The 18405-nt window shown below is 68.7% G+C and carries 12 protein-coding genes; 5 read left to right on the top strand and 7 right to left on the bottom strand.

Annotated features, from left to right (window positions below):
- Nucleotides 1–2 precede the first annotated feature (2 nt).
- Together paoC and FHT36_RS08415 are read left to right on the top strand one after the other, a co-directional pair.
- Nucleotides 3–2216 (top strand): aldehyde oxidoreductase molybdenum-binding subunit PaoC, encoded by a 2214-nt coding sequence (gene paoC / locus FHT36_RS08420; RefSeq protein ID WP_169122022.1) that lies wholly within the window; start codon nucleotides 3–5, stop codon nucleotides 2214–2216.
- Nucleotides 2217–2311: 95 nt separating this feature from the next.
- Nucleotides 2312–2755, top strand: a complete 444-nt coding sequence (locus FHT36_RS08415; protein WP_169122021.1) for an SRPBCC family protein — start codon at nucleotides 2312–2314, stop codon at nucleotides 2753–2755.
- Between the two features lie 24 nt (nucleotides 2756–2779).
- Here FHT36_RS08415 and FHT36_RS08410 read toward each other — a convergent pair whose 3' ends face one another.
- Both FHT36_RS08410 and FHT36_RS08405 read right to left on the bottom strand, forming a co-directional pair.
- Complete coding sequence (locus tag FHT36_RS08410) at nucleotides 2780–3463, bottom strand: Fe2+-dependent dioxygenase (RefSeq protein ID WP_169122020.1); 684 nt, start codon at nucleotides 3461–3463, stop codon at nucleotides 2780–2782.
- Between the two features lie 77 nt (nucleotides 3464–3540).
- A complete protein-coding gene (locus FHT36_RS08405) occupies nucleotides 3541–5895 on the bottom strand; it encodes a TonB-dependent siderophore receptor (RefSeq protein ID WP_246702086.1) in 2355 nt (784 codons plus the stop codon).
- Between the two features lie 476 nt (nucleotides 5896–6371).
- On the opposite strand from FHT36_RS08405, the gene FHT36_RS08400 reads away from it, so the two are divergent.
- The gene (locus FHT36_RS08400) at nucleotides 6372–7229 is read left to right on the top strand and encodes a tetratricopeptide repeat protein (protein ID WP_169122019.1); all 858 of its coding nucleotides are present in this window, start codon (nucleotides 6372–6374) and stop codon (nucleotides 7227–7229) included.
- 7 nt (nucleotides 7230–7236) lie between these two features.
- On the opposite strand, the gene FHT36_RS08395 is transcribed toward FHT36_RS08400, so the two are convergent.
- The 4 genes from FHT36_RS08395 to FHT36_RS08380 all read right to left on the bottom strand — a co-directional run bounded on the left by FHT36_RS08395 (nucleotide 7237) and on the right by FHT36_RS08380 (nucleotide 14470).
- Nucleotides 7237–9252, bottom strand: a complete 2016-nt coding sequence (locus tag FHT36_RS08395) for a MacB family efflux pump subunit (protein ID WP_210257621.1) — start codon at nucleotides 9250–9252, stop codon at nucleotides 7237–7239.
- Between the two features lie 15 nt (nucleotides 9253–9267).
- A complete protein-coding gene (locus tag FHT36_RS08390; protein ID WP_407077063.1) occupies nucleotides 9268–10560 on the bottom strand; it encodes an efflux RND transporter periplasmic adaptor subunit in 1293 nt (430 codons plus the stop codon).
- Nucleotides 10557–12056 carry an efflux transporter outer membrane subunit gene (locus tag FHT36_RS08385; protein WP_348644400.1) on the bottom strand — a complete coding sequence of 500 codons (1500 nt, stop codon included), beginning with the start codon at nucleotides 12054–12056 and terminating at the stop codon, nucleotides 10557–10559. The genes FHT36_RS08390 and FHT36_RS08385 overlap by 4 nt, the downstream gene beginning before the upstream one ends.
- Before the next feature lie 200 nt (nucleotides 12057–12256).
- Entirely contained in the window at nucleotides 12257–14470 is a 2214-nt protein-coding gene (locus FHT36_RS08380; protein WP_169122017.1) for a sulfite reductase flavoprotein subunit alpha, read from the bottom strand.
- Between the two features lie 272 nt (nucleotides 14471–14742).
- On the opposite strand from FHT36_RS08380, the gene FHT36_RS08375 reads away from it, so the two are divergent.
- Complete coding sequence (locus tag FHT36_RS08375) at nucleotides 14743–15462, top strand: response regulator (RefSeq protein WP_169122016.1); 720 nt, start codon at nucleotides 14743–14745, stop codon at nucleotides 15460–15462.
- Nucleotides 15459–16898 (top strand): ATP-binding protein, encoded by a 1440-nt coding sequence (locus FHT36_RS08370; protein ID WP_348644399.1) that lies wholly within the window; start codon nucleotides 15459–15461, stop codon nucleotides 16896–16898. Before FHT36_RS08375 ends, FHT36_RS08370 begins: the two co-directional genes overlap by 4 nt.
- 36 nt (nucleotides 16899–16934) lie before the next feature.
- Here FHT36_RS08370 and FHT36_RS08365 read toward each other — a convergent pair whose 3' ends face one another.
- Entirely contained in the window at nucleotides 16935–18404 is a 1470-nt protein-coding gene (locus FHT36_RS08365; RefSeq protein ID WP_169122015.1) for an arylsulfatase, read from the bottom strand.
- Between the last annotated feature and the right edge of the window lies 1 nt (nucleotide 18405).

The raw sequence follows: 18405 nt of genomic DNA, 5'->3' as shown, positions 1-18405 counted from the left end.
CCATGAAGTTCGAGACCCCTGCCGCCGACAACCCCATCGACCAGCTGAAGATCATCGGCCAGCCGGTGTCGCGCATCGACGGGCCGTTCAAGACCACCGGCACCGCGCCTTATGCCTATGAGCGGCATGACGTGGCCCCCAATGCCGCCCACGGCTTCGTGGTGGGCGCGACCATCGCCAAGGGCCGCATCACCGGCATCGACACCGCGGCGGCGGAGGCGGCGCCGGGCGTCGTCACCGTGGTCACGGCCGCCAATGCCGGGCCGCTGAAGAAGGGCAGCAACAATACGGCGCTGCTCCTCGCCGGCCCGGAGGTGGAGCACTATCACCAGGCGGTGGCGCTGGTGGTCGCCGACACGTTCGAGCAGGCCCGCGCCGCGGCCGCGCTGGTGAAGGTGGACTACGCCCCCGCCGCCGGCGCCTTCGATCTCGGCAAGGCCATGGACAGCGCCGTGAAGCCCGAGAAGGGCGACGGCCAGGGCGGGCCGGCCGACACTGCGGTGGGCGACTTTAACGGCGCCTTCGCCGCCGCCCCGGTGCGCCTCGACGCCACCTATTCCACCCCCGACCAGTCCCACGCCATGATGGAGCCGCACGCCTCCACCGCCGCCTGGGAGGGCGACCGGCTGACGGTGTGGACCTCCAACCAGATGATCGAATGGGGCCGGAGCGATCTGGCGAAAATGCTCGGCCTGCCCAAGGACAGGGTGCGGATGATCTCGCCCTATATCGGCGGCGGCTTCGGCGGCAAATTGTTCGTCCGGGCGGATGCCATGCTCGCGGCTTTGGGCGCGCGGGCGGCGCGGCGGCCGGTGAAGGTGGCGCTGCATCGCCACCTCGTGGCCAACAACACCACCCACCGCCCCGCCACCATCCAGCGCATCCGCATCGGCGCCGGGCGGGACGGTCGGATCACCGCCATCGGCCATGAGAGCTGGTCCGGCGACCTGCCCGGTGGCGGGCTGGAGACGGCGGTGAACCAGACGCGCCTGCTCTATGCCGGCGCCCATCGCCTCACCGCCATGCGGCTCGCCACCCTCAATTTGCCCGAGGGCAACGCCATGCGCGCGCCCGGCGAGGCGCCGGGCCTGATGGCGCTGGAAATCGCCATGGACGAGATGGCGGAGAAGCTGAACCTCGACCCGGTCGAATTCCGCGTCCTCAACGACACCGAGCGCGATCCCGAAAACCCCGACCGCCCCTTCTCCCAGCGCCAGCTGGTCGCCTGCCTCCGCCTCGGCGCGGAACGGTTCGGCTGGAGCCGGCGCAATCCCAAGCCCGGGCAGGTGCGCGACGGCGACCAACTGATCGGCATGGGCATGGCGGTGGGCTTCCGCAACAACCTCCTCATGAAGTCCGGCGCGCGGGTGCGGCTCGACGGCGAGGGCCGGGTGACGGTGGAGACCGCCATGACCGACATCGGCACCGGCAGCTACACCATCCTCGCCCAGACGGCGGCGGAGATGATGGGCGTGCCGCTGGACAAGGTGCGCGTGGTGCTCGGCGATTCCGCACTGCCCGCCTCCTGCGGTTCCGGCGGGCAATGGGGCGCCAACAACGCCACCTCCGGTGTCTATGCCGCCTGCATGAAGCTGCGCGAGGACGTGGCCCGCAAGCTCGGCTTCAATTCCAAGGAAGCCGTCTTCGCCGATGGCGAGGTGCGGGCCGGCAACCGCGCCGTGCCGCTGGCGCAGGCGGCGGGCGCGGAGGGGCTGACGGCCGAGGACACCATCGAATATGGCGACCTCGCCAAGCGCTACCAGCAATCCACCTTCGCCGGCCATTTCGTGGAGATGGCGGTGGATGCGGCCACCGGCGAGGCGCGGGTGCGCCGCATGCTGGCGGTGTGCGCCGCCGGGCGCATCCTGAACCCCAAGACCGCCCGCAGCCAGGTGATCGGCGCCATGACCATGGGCGTCGGCGCCGCATTGTTCGAGGAACTGGCGGTGGACACGCGGCACGGCTTCTTCGTCAATCACGACCTCGTCGGCTACGAGGTGCCCGTGCATGCGGACATCCCGCATCAGGAGGTGATCTTCCTCGACGAGACCGATCCCATCTCCTCGCCCATGAAGGCGAAGGGCGTGGGCGAGCTCGGCCTGTGCGGGGTGGGCGCTGCGGTGGCCAATGCGCTCTATAACGCCACCGGCGTGCGGGTGCGGGACTATCCCATCACCCTCGACAAATATATCCACCGCCTGCCTGAGGTGGGGTGAGCGGGAAAATGCGCGCGCGACTGTCGGGAGTGTCCCGCGCCGTCCGTCCTTCAGGGGGACGGGCGGCGCCGCCGCCCTGGAAGGGAGATCAAGACATGCCCGGAACCGCGCGCCTGCACCGCATCCTCACCGCCAGCCCGGAGAAGGTCTATCGCGCCTTCATCGAGGCCGATGCGCTCGCCAAGTGGCTGCCGCCCAACGGCTTCACCTGCACGGTGCATCATCTCGATCCTGTCGTGGGTGGAACCTTCCGCATGTCCTTCCGAAACTTCACCACCGGCCACAGCGATGCCTTCGGGGGTGAGTTCCTGGAGCTCATTCCGGGCGCGTTGGTGCGCTACACCGACCGCTTCGACAATCCCGCCTTGCCCGGTGACATCGAGGTGACGATCGCGCTGAAGAAGGTCTCCATGGGCACCGAGGTGGACATCACGCAGTCCGGTATCCCCGACATCATTCCCGTCGAGGCCTGCTATCTCGGCTGGCAGCAATCCCTGCGCAATCTGGCGAAGCTGGTGGAGCCGGAGATCAACCAGTAGGGCTCAGGCGCCGCGCGGGCCTCCTCACATCTGCGCCCAGCTCCTGAGCAGGTTGTGATAGACATTGGTGAGCTGGAGCACTGCCGGCTCCTCGTCCGGCAGGCGGCTGCGCACCGCCATGATGGCGAGGTCGAGGTCGTAGAGCAGGGCGCGGCGACCATCGTCCGGGATCATGGACTGGGTCCAGAAGAAGGAGCCCCAGCGGCTGCCACGGGTGATCTCGCGCACGCTGTGCAGGCTGCTCGCGGGATAGACCACCGCATGGCCGGCCGGCAGCTTCACCTCGTGGACGCCGAAACTGTCCTCGATCAGCAGTTCGCCGCCGTCATAGTCAGCGGGATCGGTGAGGAAGACGGTGGTGGAGACATCCGCCCGCATCCGCCGGCCCGCACCGGGGATGGCACGGATGGCGCCATCCACATGGGCGCCGAACTTCATGCCCACGTCGTAGCGGTTGAACATGGGCGGCAGCACATGGAGCGGCATGGCCGCGGAGTTGAAGACCGGGTTGCGGCCGAGCGCGCGCAGGATGAGGTCGCCCAGCTCCAGCGCCTCGGCCGAGTCCACGGGGATCTGCAAATTCTGCTTGGATTTCGCCGCCTGCTCGCCGGCCGTCACGCGGCCGTCCACCCACGGGGAGGCCTCCAGCACGCGGCGGCAATGGGCGACCTCGGCGGCTGTGAGCAGGTTCGGGATTTCAACAAGCATCGCGCATCCAGGAACGGGGAGCGGCGGCCCGGCCATCTGACCGCGCCGCCGGATCGTGAGGGGTCAGCGAAGGGCCACTAGAAGGTGTAGCCGACGCTCAGGGTGAAGGAGCGACCCGAGGCGGGAATGGCCCGGTTGCCCCAGCCGGCCGAATAGTTCAGCGCGTTGGTGAGGTTGTATCCGTTGAGCGCCACCCGGTAATTTTCGTGCTTGTACGAGATCAGCGCATCGAGCGAGAAGGTCTCGGGAATGATGGCCGTGTTGGCGCTGTTGGTGAAATAGCCGTCGGCATAGGTGATGCCGCCGCCCACCAGCAACTGGCCCGGGATCATCCGCACCACGCCGCCCTTGATGAGGTCGTAGGTGGTCCACAAGGTGAAGTTGTTGGGCGAGACGAAGGGCACCTGATTGCCCACATAGCTCAGCGTGGTCGAGGTGAGGATTTCGCTGGCGTAATAGGCGTAGCCGGCCTGGATGGTCCAGGCGTCGGTGATGGTGCCGGTCACGCCCAGCTCGACACCCTGCACGCGCTGGTTCTCGCCGCTCTCCACGGAATCGCCGGTGACGGGATCGGTGTAGAAGACGTTGCTCTTGTCGATGCGGAAGAGCGCGGCCGTGAGGCCCAGCCTGCCGTCCAGCACCGAGACCTTGGCGCCGGCCTCCCACGTCTCGTTGTCTTCCGGCGAGAGATTGTTCTGCACGGGATTGACAACGGTCACGTCGTTGGTCGGGAAGCCGCCCTGCGGGCTGAAGGACTTGGCGTAGGAGACATAATAGGTCTGGGTCTTGGTGGGCTCCCAGATCAGCGAGGCCTTGGGGCTGAAGAAGCGGGTGTCGGAATCCGCATAGATCCAGGTGCCCTTGCTTTTCAGGCAGCCCGGCACGGTGGAGGTTCCCTGCGCGTCCACGCACCAGTATTTGTAGTCGGTGGAGTAATTGTCCCAGCGGATGCCGCCGAGGATGGAGAGCTGGTCGGTGAACCAGATGCGATCGCTGGCGAAGGCGCCGAAATCGTAGGTGTTGCTGATCTTCTGGCCGTTGTTGCCAAACGGGTTCTCATAGAGGAAGTAGCCGGTCGTATTGGCGTAGACCGGGTTCCAGATGGTGGAGAGGCCCTTGCTGCCGGAGAGGGCAATCAGGTTGCGGCTGTCGTTGACGAAGTAATAGTCGATGCCCGCCACCAGCTCATGCCGCAGGAATCCGGTATTGAACTTGGCGACCATGGTCGCGACATTCTCGGCTGCGAGGCTCTCCTGCAGGTAGCCCGGATTGCCGCCGCCGAAGGTGATGGCCGGATTGTTGCCCGCGAAGAACTGGCCGGTGCAGCTCGCGGCATAGGTCTTCGGCGTCGCGGGCACGGTGTTGGTGGAGCCGTTGCTGCAGCCGGGGACGGAGGTCGCGAAATCACGCGTGTAGTAACCGACGCGGCTGTCGTTGGTGAAGGTCAGCCAGTCGTTGATCTCGTTCTTGTAGTTCGCCGTGAACATGTTGGTGTCGGTGATGTCACGGTCGGTCTCCTTGCCGTAGAAATTGGAGCGCGGCACGCCCCATTCCGTCACCGGCTGGCCGACGGCACCGAACTTCTTCACGTCGTTGAACAGTGGCGTCACCACGGGCACGCCATAATCCGGCGTGCGGTCGCCGTGCTGGTAGAGATAGTTGAGATAGAGCGTCTGGTTGGTGCCGAGGCCGAAGCCTAGCGAGCCCATGAGGCCGTAGCGGTTGGCCTCCACATGGTCGCGGTCCACGATATCCTGATCGTTGAACATGCCGACGATGCGGGCCGCCGTGGTGTCGTCGATCTGCTTGTTGAAGTCGAACACGCCGCGATAGAGCGGGCCGGAGCCGAACTGGCCGTCCACGTCATACTTGTCGCCGCGATGCGCCTGCTTCAGCTGCATGTTGATGGCGCCGCCGGTGGTGCCGGAGCCGAAGCTCTCCGAGCTTGGCCCCTTGAACACCTCCACATTCTCGTAGGCGAAGCTGTCGCGCACATAGACGCCGAAGTCGCGCAGGCCGTTGACGAAGACGTCGCCCTTGGCCTGGAAGCCGCGGATGCGGAACTGGTCGCCGTTCATGCCGCCGCCGCCCTCGCCGATGCCGACGGTGACGCCCGGAACGTTGCGCAGCGCCTGCTCCAGCGTCGTCACGCCCTGCTGCTGCATGGTCTGCTGGGAAATGACGGTGACGGTCTGCGGCGTGTCCTGGAGGGTGCCGGGCAGGCGCGAGAGGCCGGTGGTCGCCTCGAGCGAATTGACCGGCTCGCCATCGGCGTCGACGACGATGGTCGGCAGGTCCGCGTCGGTGCCCGAGGGAGTGGATGCCTGCTGCGCGAAGGCCTCCGCCAGCGGCACCGCCGACAGGGTCATCGCAAGGCCGGCGCTCACCGTCGAACGCGACATGGCGGGCCGAAGTGTGCTCAACGCTCCCATGATCTTTCCCCGTAAGGTGAGAAGGCCCGGCAATCGGCGACGGCGCGCCACGGGCTCACATCGTCAATATTTGAGAGATGAGGATGTTCGCGAATAAGTTGTGATGAAATATCTGGTAGAAACGAATGGCTTCAAGAGTCAGTCCTGATCTGTCCGGCGTGATCTTGGCTGTAGGGAGTCTCTGGCCGCTCTCGTCAGGGCCATGTAATCGCGGTCATCAATCTGTTGCAGGAGGTATAAGGTCGACACATTCCGCAGCGCAACGATTATGTTTTTGATCGGGTCTAAGAAAGGCGGAAAAACGGCTTATGGAGACGATGTAATACGCGGTGCTACACATGATTACATCGGCTATAGCCATTCCAATTCATAATTCTTCCATTTAAGAACTGCCGTCGCCGTATTGACAGGGCGGCCCGGTGCGACGGTCAATCGCCCGTCTTCCGACCCCTCGGGGACGGCGACGGGGCGGCAGCATGAACGAGCGGATTTCCTACAGCGCCCTGAAGGGCATGAGCGTGGATGAGCTGCGCGCGGAGCTTTCCGCCGAGCCGGCGCGGAGCGCCGCGCTGGTGCGGGCGGCGGCACACAATGGCATCCGCAGCGCGCAGGTGGTGTATGGCCAGATGCTGCTGGATGGTACCGGCGTCCCGCGCGATCCGCAGGCCGCGTACCGCTGGTTCGTCATCGCCGCCGATGCGGGCAGCCTCGACGGCGTGAACATGGTGGGCCGCTGCCATGAGCTGGGCTGGGGCGTGCCGCGCGACCTCGACGCGGCCGGGCACCGCTATCGCGCGGCGGCCGTTGAGGGGCATGTCTGGGCGCAGTTCAACCTCGGGACGCTGCTGGTCAATGCGGACGATTTCGCCGCTGATCCCGCGCGCGCGCTCGACTGGTTCGTGCGGGCGGCGCGGCGGGGGCATCCCAAGGCGATGGCCATGGTCGGCCGCTTCCTGGAGCAGGGCTGGGGCCGCCCAGCCGATCCGGCAGCGGCGCGCCGCTGGTATCGCCGCGCGGCGCTGGGCGGGGATTATCGCGGCCAGTTCGATCACGCCCGCACGCGCTATGCGGACGGCGCGGCGGAAGAGGGCATCGCCTGGTTCGCCCGCGCCATCGAGACCGCCGTCCCGGACTTCTGCCGGCTGGCGGCGGAGGGCTTGCGCGCGTCGGGCGATCCCGCCCTCGTGGCCATCGCGGATCGGGCGCTGGAGCGGGTGCGCCAAGCCGAGACGGATGAGGCCGAGGCGGCGCAGGCGGCGGCCGCGCAGCGGGAGGCGGCCGCCCGCAAGGCGCGTCCGCGGCGCGGCTTCGGCCGCTGGCTGCGGCGGCGGTGAGGGCGCGTCAGTCCCGCGCCAGCGCGGTCACCGGGTCGAGCCGCGAGGCATTGCGCGCGGGGAGATAGCCGAAGCCGACCCCGATGAGGCTGGAGCACACCACGGCGGCGATGATGGAGCTCGCCGAATAGATCAGCGTGAAGTTCGAGCCCGAATAGGCGAACAGCACCCCGAACCCCAGCGCCAGCGCGATGCCGGTGACGCCGCCCACGAGGCACACCAGCACCGCCTCGATGAGGAACTGGTTGAGGATGTCGCTGCGCCGCGCGCCCACTGCCATGCGCACGCCGATCTCGCCCACCCGCTCCGACACCGACACCAGCATGATGTTCATCACCCCGATGCCGCCGACGATGAGGGAGATGACGGCGATGGCCGCGATCAGCACCGTCATGGTCTCGGTGGTGGCGGTGATGGTGTTGCGGATGTCGTCGGTGTTGATGATGAAGAAGTCCTTGGTGCCGTGGCGCTGCGTGAGGAAGCGCGTCACCTGCTGCTCGGCCACATCCATGGGCGCGTCGTCGGCCACCTTCACGGTGATGGAGCGCAGCGAATTGGAGCCGACGAAGCGGGACTGCACCGAGGTGTAGGGCAGGTAGACGGAGAGGTTCTGGCTGGAGCCGAACCCGCCCTGCTGCGGCGCCGCCACCCCCACCACGCGGGCGAACACGTCGCCGATGAGGATCACCTTGCCGAGCGGCCCGCCGGGCACGTCCGCGAACAGGGTCTTGCGCGTGTTCTCGTCGATCACTGCCTCGAGGGTGCGGGCGCGCACGCTGTCGGCGTCGAACAGCCGGCCCTGTGTCAACCGCACGCCCTTGGCGGCGAAATAGCCGTCGCCCACGCCGTTGATGAGGGCGCTGGCCTCGGTGCCGCCGAAGCGCACGGTGGTGGATTTGGACACGGTGGGCGTCACCGCCGCCACATAATGCTGGCGGGCGAGGGCGTCGGCGTCCGCCACCACCAGCGTGGTGATCTTGCCCGATCGGGTATCGCCGAAGGTGCGGCCGGCGAAGATCTCCAGCGTGTTGGTGCCGAGGCTGGAGATGTTGGCGAGCACCTTCTGCCGCGAGCCCTCGCCCAGCGCCACCACGCACACCACCGAGGCGATGCCGATGATGATGCCGAGCATGGTGAGGAAGGTGCGCAGCCGGTGGGCGTTCATGGCCAGCAGCGCCATGATGAAGGCCTCGTAGAGCCGGTCGCCGAAGGCTCGCCAGCGCGCGAGGCGCGAGGCCGGTGCCGCGGCGGGCTTGGGCTCGCTCACGATGCGGGTGCGGGCGGCGGCCGAAGGGCGGTCGGCGACGATCTCGCCATCGCGGATCTCGATCACGCGCTGGGCCCGCTCCGCCACCTTCATGTCGTGGGTGACGATGATGATGGTGCGGCCTTCCGCGTTCAGCTCGTCGAGGATGCGCAGCACCTCGGCGCCGCTGCGGGAATCCAGCGCGCCGGTGGGCTCGTCGGCGAGGATCACGTCGGCGCCGTTCATCAAAGCGCGGGCGATGGAGACGCGCTGCTGCTGGCCGCCGGAGAGCTGCCCCGGGCGGTGGCCGGTGCGATCCGCCATGCCGAGCCGCGCGAGGATGGCTTCGGCCCGCTCGCGCCGCGCCTCGGCATTGGCGCCGGCATAGACTGCGGGGATCTCCACATTGCCCAAAGCGGAGAGTTCGCCGAGCAGATGGTAGCGCTGGAAGATGAAGCCGAAATGCTCGCGCCTGAGCGCGGCCAGCTCGTCCGGCTCCAGCGCCGCCGTCTCCTTGCCGCTCACCCGGTAGCTGCCGGAGGTGGGCCGGTCGAGACAGCCGAGGATGTTCATGAGCGTCGACTTGCCGGAGCCCGAGGCGCCGACGATGGCCACCATCTCGCCGCGGGCGATGTCGAGGTCGAGGCCCTTGAGCGCGGCAATGGTGCCCTCGCCAGAGGGATATTCGCGCCACACGCCCTTGAGCTGGATGAGCGGCGCCGCGCCCGCTTCCGCCGAGGGCACCGCAAGGGAGACGTTTAGATTGGGGGCGTTCATGCCGCGGTCCCCATCCTACAGCCCGCCCATGGGCGGCGGCCGCCGCGGCGGGCCGCCGGCGCTCCCGCCGGGCGCTCCACCCACGGCCTCGCCCGTCACCACCCGCTCGCCCTCCGCGAGGCCGGAGCGGATCTCCGCCGTCACCTTGTCGTTGAGGCCGACTTCCACCGGGCGGCGCTCCACCGTGCCGTCGCCATGCAGCACGCGCACGCGCCAGCCCTTGCCGGCCCGCTCCAGCGCGGTGGAGGGCACGGTGAGCACGTTCTCCGCCCGGCCGAGGATGATGTGCACCTCGGGCGTCATGTAGGTGCGCAGGCGCCCCTTCGGGTTCGGCACGTCGAACACGCCGATATAATAGATCGCCGACGACGTCGTAGAGGACGAGGAGGACGACGACGAGCTGCTGCTGGTGGTGGAGAAGCTGCTGTCGCTCTTCAGGCTCTCCGGCGCCGGCTCGATGAAGCCGAGCTTGGCATTGTGCCGCTCGTCCGGCGCGCCCACCACGGTGAACCACAGGGGCATTCCCGGGGCGACCTTGATGATGTCGGCCTCGGAAATCTCGGCGCGCACCGTCATCACGTCGAGCTGGCCGAGGATGGCGACGGTGGGCGCGGTCTGCGTGGCGTTCAGCGTCTGGCCCTGCTGCGCCACGAGGGCGAGCACGGTGCCGTCCACCGGTGCGGTGATCTGCGTGTAGCCGAGATTGGCGCGGGCGGTGTCCACCGCCACCTGCGCCGAGATGATCTGCGCATCCAGCGCGGCGAGCTGGGCGCGGGTCACCTTCACTGCGGAATCGGCCGCCTCGAAATCCGCCTGCGAGACCGCCTTTTGAGCCACCATGGTCTTCTGGCGGGCCAGCGTCTGCTCGTTGAGGACGAGGGTCGCCTCCTTCTCGGCCTTCTGCGCGCGGGTGTTGGCGAGGGCGGCCTCGGCGGTGCGCAGGGAATTCTCCTGGGTCACGGAATCGATCTGGGCGATGAGGTCGCCCTTCTTCACCTCATCCCCCAGCTTCACCTTGATGGAGAGGATGCGGCCCGAGGCCTGCGAGCCCACCGCCACGAGGTTGGAGGGCTTCAGCGTGCCGGAGGCCAGCACCGTCTCCTCCAGATTGCCGCGGGTGACGGGCGCGGTCATCAGCCCGGTGCCGGGCACCGGGGCGGTGTAGCGGCTGTAGCCGTAGGCGCCGGCGGCGATGAGGAGCGCGAGCAGTCCCCAGCGCCATAGCCGGCGGCGGGGCTTCTTCTTCGTGCGGGTCGCGCCGGCGGCCGGCGCCGTGCGGGTTTCGTCGAGGGGCGGCAGGGCATTCACGGTCGGGCGCTCCCGTCACTGCTCGCGGGCGGCACGATGCGGGCGAAGTGGGGGCCGGTGTTCTGGTCCACCACCTCGGGCTTCGAGGTGTCGACCACCCCGTCCCAGCCGCCGCCGAGCGCCTTGTTGAGGGCGATGTAATATTTGGTGGTCGCGACCCGGCTCTGAATGAGCTGGGTCTGCGCGGAATAGAGCGAGCGCTCGGCCGTGAGCACGTCGAGGAAGCTCGTGGAGCCGTTCTCGTAGAGCGTCCGGGAGAGCCGCGCCGCCTCCCCGTAGGAGGTGACGGCGATGGTCAGCTTGCCGGTCTTGAGGCGCTGCTGGGAGAGGGAGACGGAGGCGTTCTCCACGTCCTCCAGCGCCGTCAGCACGCTCGCCCGGTAGGCGATGAAGGAGACGTCGCGGTTGGCCTCCGCCACGTCCACCAGCGCCTTGAGCTGGCCGCCGGTGAAGATCGGCACAGTGAGCGTCGGCCCGAACGCCCAGCTGATGGACGAGGCGCGGCCGAGATTGCCGAGCTGCGAGCCGGTGGTGTCGATGTTGCCGGTGATGCTGATGGACGGGTAGCGGTTCGCCTCCGCCTGGCCGATGAGGGCGGTGGTCTGGCCGAGCTGCCGTTCGGCCGCCCGCACGTCCGGGCGGTTGGTCAGCACGTCGGCGGGAATGCCGCGCGGCACCGGCAGGCGCGGGGTGGGGATGGGCTTGACGCGCGACAGCCGCAGCATGAGCGCCGCCGGCGGCTGGCCGGTGAGCACGGAGATGCGGTGGATGGCCGCCGCGAGGGAGGCTTCCAGCTCCGGGATGTTGGCCTCGGTGGAGGCGACGAGGCCGGAGGCGTTGGCGAGGTCCACGGCCGAGGCGGCGCCCGCATCGAGCTTGCGCCGGGTCAGCGCCTCCGTCTCCTTCTGCGAGGCGGCGGTGCGGCGGGCGAGGGCGATCTGCGCCTGGTAGCCGCGCACGTCGGCATAATAGGAGGCGACATCGCCCACCAGCGTCAGCAGCGCGGCGTCGAGGTCATTGACCACCGCATCCACATTGTAGGCCGCCGCCTCAACCCCCCGGCGGTTGGCGCCGAACAGGTCGATCTCCCAGCTGGCGTCGAGGCCCGCCTGATACTGGCCGTAGCCGTTGGACACGGTGATGTCGCCATTGGGACTCACCCCGCCGCCGCTGTCGCCCCGTGTGCCGGACGCGTTGCCGGTGACCTGCGGGAACAGCGTTCCCACCTGCTGGCGGTAGGAGGCGCGGGCGGCCCGCACATTGGCCTTCGCGGTGGCGACATCGAGATTGCCGGCCACCGCCTCCGCCATGAGGGCATCGAGCATGGGATCACCCATGCGCCGCCACCACGCCTTGAGCTTAGGGGCCGGCTCCCCCCGCTTCGCGCTCGCTCCCCAGTGGCCGGGGAGGGTCACGGCTGGCGTGTCGTATTCCGGCCCGACCGCACAGGCGGAGAGCGTCAGCGCCGTCAGCACCCCGAGGGCAAGGCTGCCCACGGCGGCCCGCAGGGGTCTGCGCGGGGAGCCGCCGGCGGGGGAGGGGGTCGCCGGGCCTGATTGGCCGTCTGAACGATGCACGCGCAACCTGCCTTCCCGCCCCGAATCTGAACCTGACACTGAACTCGACACTGAACCTGCACCTGAATGCCGGCCTGACACCCACCTGACACCCGGTGAAACTGCGCCACTATGGGGCATCAGTTGAACGTGTCCACGCGGACCCGCCCCTCGGCGACCCACTGCCCGATCTCCGCCCGCGCGGCCTCCGGCTTCAGCCCGCCCTCCGTCACCAGCACCTCCGCAAGGGCCTCCAGCACCGCGTCCGACATGGCCCGCCGACCGCAGATATAGACGATGGCCTTGGTCTCAACGAGCCATTCGAATACCTCCGGGGCATGCTCCCGGAGCCGGTCCTGCACCCGCGCACCGTCGTCGGGATCGCGCGAGAATGCAGTGTCCATACGGGTTAGCGTGCCATCGACGAGGGCCTCCTCGAACACATCGCGCCACAGGAAATCGCCGTCACGATGGCGGTTGCCGAAGATCAGCCACGCCGGCCCCGCCCGCCCCGAGGCGCGGCGCTCCTCGATGAAGCCGGGGAAGGGGGCGATGCCCGAGCCGGCGGCGATCATCACGATGGGCCATCGCGGGTCGGTCGGCGGATTGAATCCGGGATGCGGATCAAGCCGGGCCTCGACCGTAACGCCTTGTTCTGCCTCACGTAACAGAAATCCGGAGACCCGCCCGAGCCGTCGCGCGCCGTCCTCTGCGGTCCATTCATGGAGCCGGACGGTAAGGGCGATGCGGCGCGGATCGACACGGCTGGAACTGCCGACCGAGTAAGAGCGCGGCCGCTCCCCGGCACCCGCCGCGATCCGCACCAGATCGCCGGGCCGGAACGCGATGTCCTGCGTCCCTTCCAGCCAAATCTTCCATGTTTCCTGGGTGTTACCGGTGCCGGGCACATCGAGGCGCTGGCGGTCGGCGACGGTCAGGGCGACCGGCGGCGGGACCGCGGGCAGGCCGGCAATCTTGCAGTTCAGCGCAAGTTCGCTGCGCACCGTGTCCACCCAGCCGAGGAAGGCGCCGGAGGGATCACCATCGGCCTCCCGGAGCGGCAGCGCCTCGACCGCGCCCGCCGCCATCAGCGCCGCCTTCAGGCGCTGGCCACCGCCGCAGAAATGGGCGTAGCTGCGGTCGCCGAGGGCGAGCACGGCGAAGCGTACCCCCTTGAGATCGCTTGATTTCAGCTGCCTGAGCAGCGCACGGGTGCCGTCCGGCACCTCGCCCTCGCCGGTGGTGGACGCAATGAGGAGGACGAGGGGAAAGCGGGCGATCTCGGCCGGTTTCAGCGCGCCGATGGGCGCGAGCGTCGCCTTCTCCCCGCCCGCAATCAGTCCTTCGAAGACCAGCCCCGCCAGACGCGTGGCGGTGCCGGTCTGGCTGGCGTGCGCGACGAGGATATCGCCGCCCGCCGCCACCGGCCGCACCCGGTTGCGGGCCTTGCGCCGGACCCAGGACCAGAGGCCCGTAACCGTAAGCCCCAGAAGGACCAGAGAAATTCCGAAATTGATGGCGCCCGACCACGCCCCGCCCCAGGTACCCTCATGGATCTGCTTGACGAGGCTCGGGCCGCCGACGAGCGGCGTGACGCCGCTATCGGTGACCACAAAGCCGCCCCCGTTCCCGCCCGTCGCATCCGGCGCAATCTGCAGCATCACCGTGCCGCCGCGAAACCGGCGGGCTCCGGCGAGACGCTTCAAATCGAGATCGCGCCCGGCAATGGCGAGGGCCTGGCTGATGGCCACCGGCGGCTTGGTGCGTGGCAGTTCGGGGCGCGAGCCGGTGCCGATATGGAGCGAGAGCATCACCGCCGTGACCGGCGAGGTCAGCGTGAGCGGCAGCAGGAGCCAGCCCATGGCGGTGTGCCAGCCCATCAAACTGTTGCGGAAGCGCAGCCAGGCGAGGAAGGGCCCGGCCACCATGATCCCGAGCATCAGGAAGCTCGCCACCTCCACCACGATGCCGAGGCCGAGCAGGAGCGTCTTGTGCAGCCCCTCGGCCGTGCGGAAGATGTCGATGCCGCCGGCGGGGGCGGGCGTGTGAGCGCCGCTGGCCATGTCCCAGCGGCCGGCCACCGCCGGGTCCTGGGCCATGACCTGGAGCGCGCGGCCACCCTCTATTACGCTGATCCCGCCCGGCTGCCCGGCCTTCTCGATGGCGCCGACGAGCTGGCTCAGGGCCGCCACATCTAGCGTGGCTCCCGACCGCGGCCCTTGCCCGCTGTTCACGATGGGCCGGAAGGACAGCACCGCGCCGGTGAGGATGATGACGAGGAAGATGGGCGTCAGGATCAGCGCGATCCAGCGATGGAGAAGGATCAGCGTGCGGCGCACGGCGGCAAACGACATCTTTGCAACTCCAGACGAAACCTGAGCGTGCTGGCTGGACGCGCGGGGCGGTCTGGCTTCGGGTTCGCTGCGGATGTTCATGCCTCATCCGCGTCCGGAAAATTTGTCCCGCAGCGGTCGCTTCGTAAATGTTCGTCCCACGTGGCGGTGCTGATACAGTTGGATACAATTTCACAGTGGCCCGGTGCCCGCCTGTCGGCTCAAGTCGCATCGAAGGGAATTGGCGGCACGCCCGGCGTCCACTCCCCAGAGAACAGCAGCCCCACGGCAATATGGAACGCACGCCGCACATCCTCGTCGTCGACGATCATCGCGAGATCCGCGAACTCCTGGCCAAATACCTGACGCGGAACGGGTTTCGGGTCAGCGTCGCATCCGGCGGCGTGGACATGCGCCAGCAGATGCGCACCGGCACCTTCGACCTCGTGGTGCTGGACATCATGATGCCGGGCGAGGACGGGCTCACTTTGTGTCGCCAGCTGCGGCAGGCGAGCGACATTCCCGTGGTGCTCCTCACCGCAGTGGCGGAGGAGACGGACCGGATCGTCGGGTTGGAACTGGGCGCGGACGATTACGTCACCAAGCCGTTCAATCCGCGCGAGCTGCTCGCCCGCATCCGCGCGATCCTGCGGCGAGCGCAGGGGCCGGCGCGGGGGCAGCAGGGCGATCCCGCGCTTTATCGCTTCGACCGCTGGCAGCTCGATCCTGGCCGGCGCCTGCTGCTGGATGAGACGGGCAGCGAGGTGCGGCTCGGCAGCGCCGAGTTCCGCCTGCTGCTGGCCTTCGTCACCCGCCCCTCGGTGGTGTTGTCGCGCGACCAGCTTCTGGACATCACCGCCGGCCGTCCGGCCCAGGTGTTCGACCGCAGCATAGACAACCTTGTGAGCCGCCTGAGGCGCCGGATCGAGCGCGACCCGCAAAATCCCACCCTCATCAAGACGGTGTGGGGCGACGGATACGTCTTCGCCGCGCCGGTGGAGGTGGAGGCGTGAGCGGGCGGCTGAAGTGGCTCCTGCGGTTCCTCTGGCCGGGCAGCCTCGCCGGGCGGCTGGTGCTGCTTCTGGTAGCGACGCTGGCGCTGGCGCAGGTGCTCCTGGTGCTGGTGCTCCAGAACGAGCACGACGCGGTGGTGGCGGGCATCGTGCGCGGGCAGGCGCTCAGCCAGACGGTGACGCTCACCCGCCTCATCGAATCCATGCCGCAGGAACAGGCCGACCGTCTGGCCGGCGCCTTCACCACGCGCGGCACCTGCGCCTGGGTTTCCGCTGACCCGCCCGACCCGCACGAGATGACCTCCACGGAGGAAGGGCTCGCCCGCCTCCTGTCGCGGCGCCTGCACGGCGTCGGCAATGGAGCGCCGGCTGTTCACATCGATACCGACGGCCTGTGGAATCGCCGCTGCCCCGAGCGCAGCAGCGAGGACTTTCCCTGGCTGCGCCGCGGCACGGGCGGCCCCAGCCAGCCGCTGCGGCCGGGACTCGGAGTGGTGGCGCTCAGCGTGCCGCTGTCGGGCCAGCGCTGGCTGCATGTGGATGCGGTGGTGGGCCTGCCGGGCATCTGGAGCCGGCCCATCGTGCTCTCCTTCCTCATCTCGGCGCTGGCCGTCTCGCTGGTGACGGTGGCCTGCGTGCGCTTCCAGACCCGCTCCCTGCGCTCCCTCGCCGACGCTTCCGAACGCTTCGGCCGGGGCGAGAGCGTCCCGCCGCTCGATGTGCGCGGCCCCTCCGAGGTGGCGGCGGCGACGCAGGCCTTCAACACGATGCAGCAGCGGCTCAGCCAGTTCGTGCGCGACCGCATGCGCCTGCTCGCCGCCATCAGCCATGACCTGCGCACGCCGCTCACCACCCTGCGCCTCAAGGCGGAGTTCGTGGACGATGCGGAGGTGCGCAACGACATCGTTGCCACCATCGACGAACTGGTCGCCATCTGCGAGGCGACCCTCGCCTTCACCCGAGCCGAAGCGACCAGCGAGGAGACCCGGACGGTGGACATCGAGGATCTGTGCGCGGACGTGGTGGAGGAGTTCGCCAGCGTCGGCGCCGATGCCCGGATGGCGGACCCGATGGCGGCTCGCGTCCTGCTTCCATGTCGGCCGGTTGCCATGCGGCGCGCCTTGCGCAATCTCGTGGACAATGCGGTGCGCTATGGGCGCCGCGCCGAAGTCACCGTGGGCCAGACGGGGGCGGGCGCGGTCTCCATCCGGGTCGAGGACGAAGGGCCGGGCCTGCCGGAAGATCGCTTCGAGGAGGCCTTCCAGCCGTTCGTGCGGCTGGAACCTTCGCGCAGCACCGAGACCGGCGGCATCGGCCTCGGCCTCGCCATTGCCCGCAGCATCGTCAAGGCCCATGGCGGGGAACTGACCCTCGCCAACCGCCCCGGCGGCGGCCTCTGCGCCGAGATCGTGCTTCCGACGGCCGAGCGGAGCTGAAGGTCCGATCTTCAGCCCACTAGCCGCGGCAACGTCTCAATCGTCCTGCATCTCCAGCTCGTAGAGCGCGGCGTCGGGCGTCGCGAGCGGGGCGGAGAGGGTGGCTTTGAGGGCGGTGGCGAAGAACAGGGGCGGCGCCATGGTGCGGGCGAGGGCGACCACCTTGTCCTTCAGCTCGGCCACTTTCGCGGGGTTCTGGGCCGAGAGGTCGGTCTTCTCCTCCGGATCGGCGTCGAGGTCGAACAGCTCCACCTTCGGCGGCAGGAGAACGTGCCAGACGAGCTTCCACTTGCCGTCGCGTACGGCGCCCGTGGTGGGCTCCACGTTGTAGACGACTTCGCCGCGGCCGGGATCGCCCGCCGCCAGCGCCGCCCAGGCATCCGTGCCGTCGAGGGGCTTCGACTGCTTGAGGTCCGCGCCCGCAAGCTTCGCCAGGGTGGGCAGCATGTCTACGACATGCATCACCCCATCCGCCTGCCCGGGCTTGATGCGGCCCGGCCAGTTGGCGAGCGCCACGACGCGGGTGCCGCCTTCATAGAGGGAGCCCTTGCCGTCGCGATAGGGGGCATTGCTGGCAGGCGGGTCGCCGGCCAGCGCCCCCTCGCCTACGAACATCTTGTTGCGGGTGCCGCCATTGTCCGAGTGGAAGACGATGAGGGTGTTATCGCGCATGCCCCGCGCGTCCAGCGCCGCGACCACCTTCCCGATCTGCTCGTCCATGGCGGTGATCATCGCCGCATAGGCCCGGCGCGAGGGATCGGCGATGTGCGCATACATGTCCAGATAGCGCTGAGGTGCCTGGAACGGCGTGTGCGGGGCGGTGAAGGCGAGATAGAGGAAGAGCGGCGTCTTGGGGTCGTGCGCGCTGAGCTGCCGCGCCGCCTCGGCGCCGAACAGCTCGGTGTCGTAGCCCTCTTCCTTCACCAGCGTGTTGTCGCGATACCAGTCCGTGACGCCATGGGCTTCATGCTTGAAATGGTCGATCTCGCCCACCAGCGGACCATAGAAGCTGTCGAAGCCGCGCTGGCGGGGCCAGTATTTCCTATCCGCATGGCCGAGGTGCCACTTGCCGACGAGGGAGGTGCGGTAGCCCACCTCCTTCAGCGCCTGGGGCAGCAGGAATTCGTCGGTGGCCAACCCGTAGGTGCCGCCGGAAGGCACCACGCCCACCTGCAGGCCGTAGCGCAGTGGATAGCGCCCGGTCATCAGCGCCGCGCGGGTCGGTGTGCACAAGGGCTGGGTGTAGAATTGGGAGAGCTTCGCTCCGTCGGCGGCGAGGCGGTCGAGGTTCGGCGTCTTGATGTCCGAGCCGTGGAAGCCCACGTCGGCGAAGCCCAGATCGTCGGCGAGAATGTACAGGATGTGCGGTCGGGTCGCGCCCTGCGCCCGCGCCCCGGGGGCGAGCAGGGAGAGGCCGGCAACGGCTGCGAGGAAGCCCGCGCTGCCCGCCAGCACGTCGCGGCGGCTCGGCGCTTGTTCTTCTGTCTTCTCGGTCCGATCGGTCACT

It is taken from the genome of Xanthobacter sp. SG618 (genome assembly GCF_012932745.1).
Classification (GTDB): domain Bacteria; phylum Pseudomonadota; class Alphaproteobacteria; order Rhizobiales; family Xanthobacteraceae; genus Xanthobacter; species Xanthobacter flavus.
This window is presented reverse-complemented; position numbering and strand designations above follow the sequence as displayed.

What these genes read in the sequence shown, in the direction of transcription:
- paoC (WP_169122022.1), top strand. Translation starts at nt 3, where the DNA reads ATGAAGTTCGAGACCCCTGCCGCCGACAACCCCATCGACCAGCTGAAG.
- FHT36_RS08415 (WP_169122021.1), top strand. Translation starts at nt 2,312, where the DNA reads ATGCCCGGAACCGCGCGCCTGCACCGCATCCTCACCGCCAGCCCGGAG.
- FHT36_RS08410 (WP_169122020.1), bottom strand. Translation starts at nt 3,463, where the DNA reads ATGCTTGTTGAAATCCCGAACCTGCTCACAGCCGCCGAGGTCGCCCAT.
- FHT36_RS08405 (WP_246702086.1), bottom strand. Translation starts at nt 5,895, where the DNA reads ATGGGAGCGTTGAGCACACTTCGGCCCGCCATGTCGCGTTCGACGGTG.
- FHT36_RS08400 (WP_169122019.1), top strand. Translation starts at nt 6,372, where the DNA reads ATGAACGAGCGGATTTCCTACAGCGCCCTGAAGGGCATGAGCGTGGAT.
- FHT36_RS08395 (WP_210257621.1), bottom strand. Translation starts at nt 9,252, where the DNA reads ATGAACGCCCCCAATCTAAACGTCTCCCTTGCGGTGCCCTCGGCGGAA.
- FHT36_RS08380 (WP_169122017.1), bottom strand. Translation starts at nt 14,470, where the DNA reads ATGTCGTTTGCCGCCGTGCGCCGCACGCTGATCCTTCTCCATCGCTGG.
- FHT36_RS08375 (WP_169122016.1), top strand. Translation starts at nt 14,743, where the DNA reads ATGGAACGCACGCCGCACATCCTCGTCGTCGACGATCATCGCGAGATC.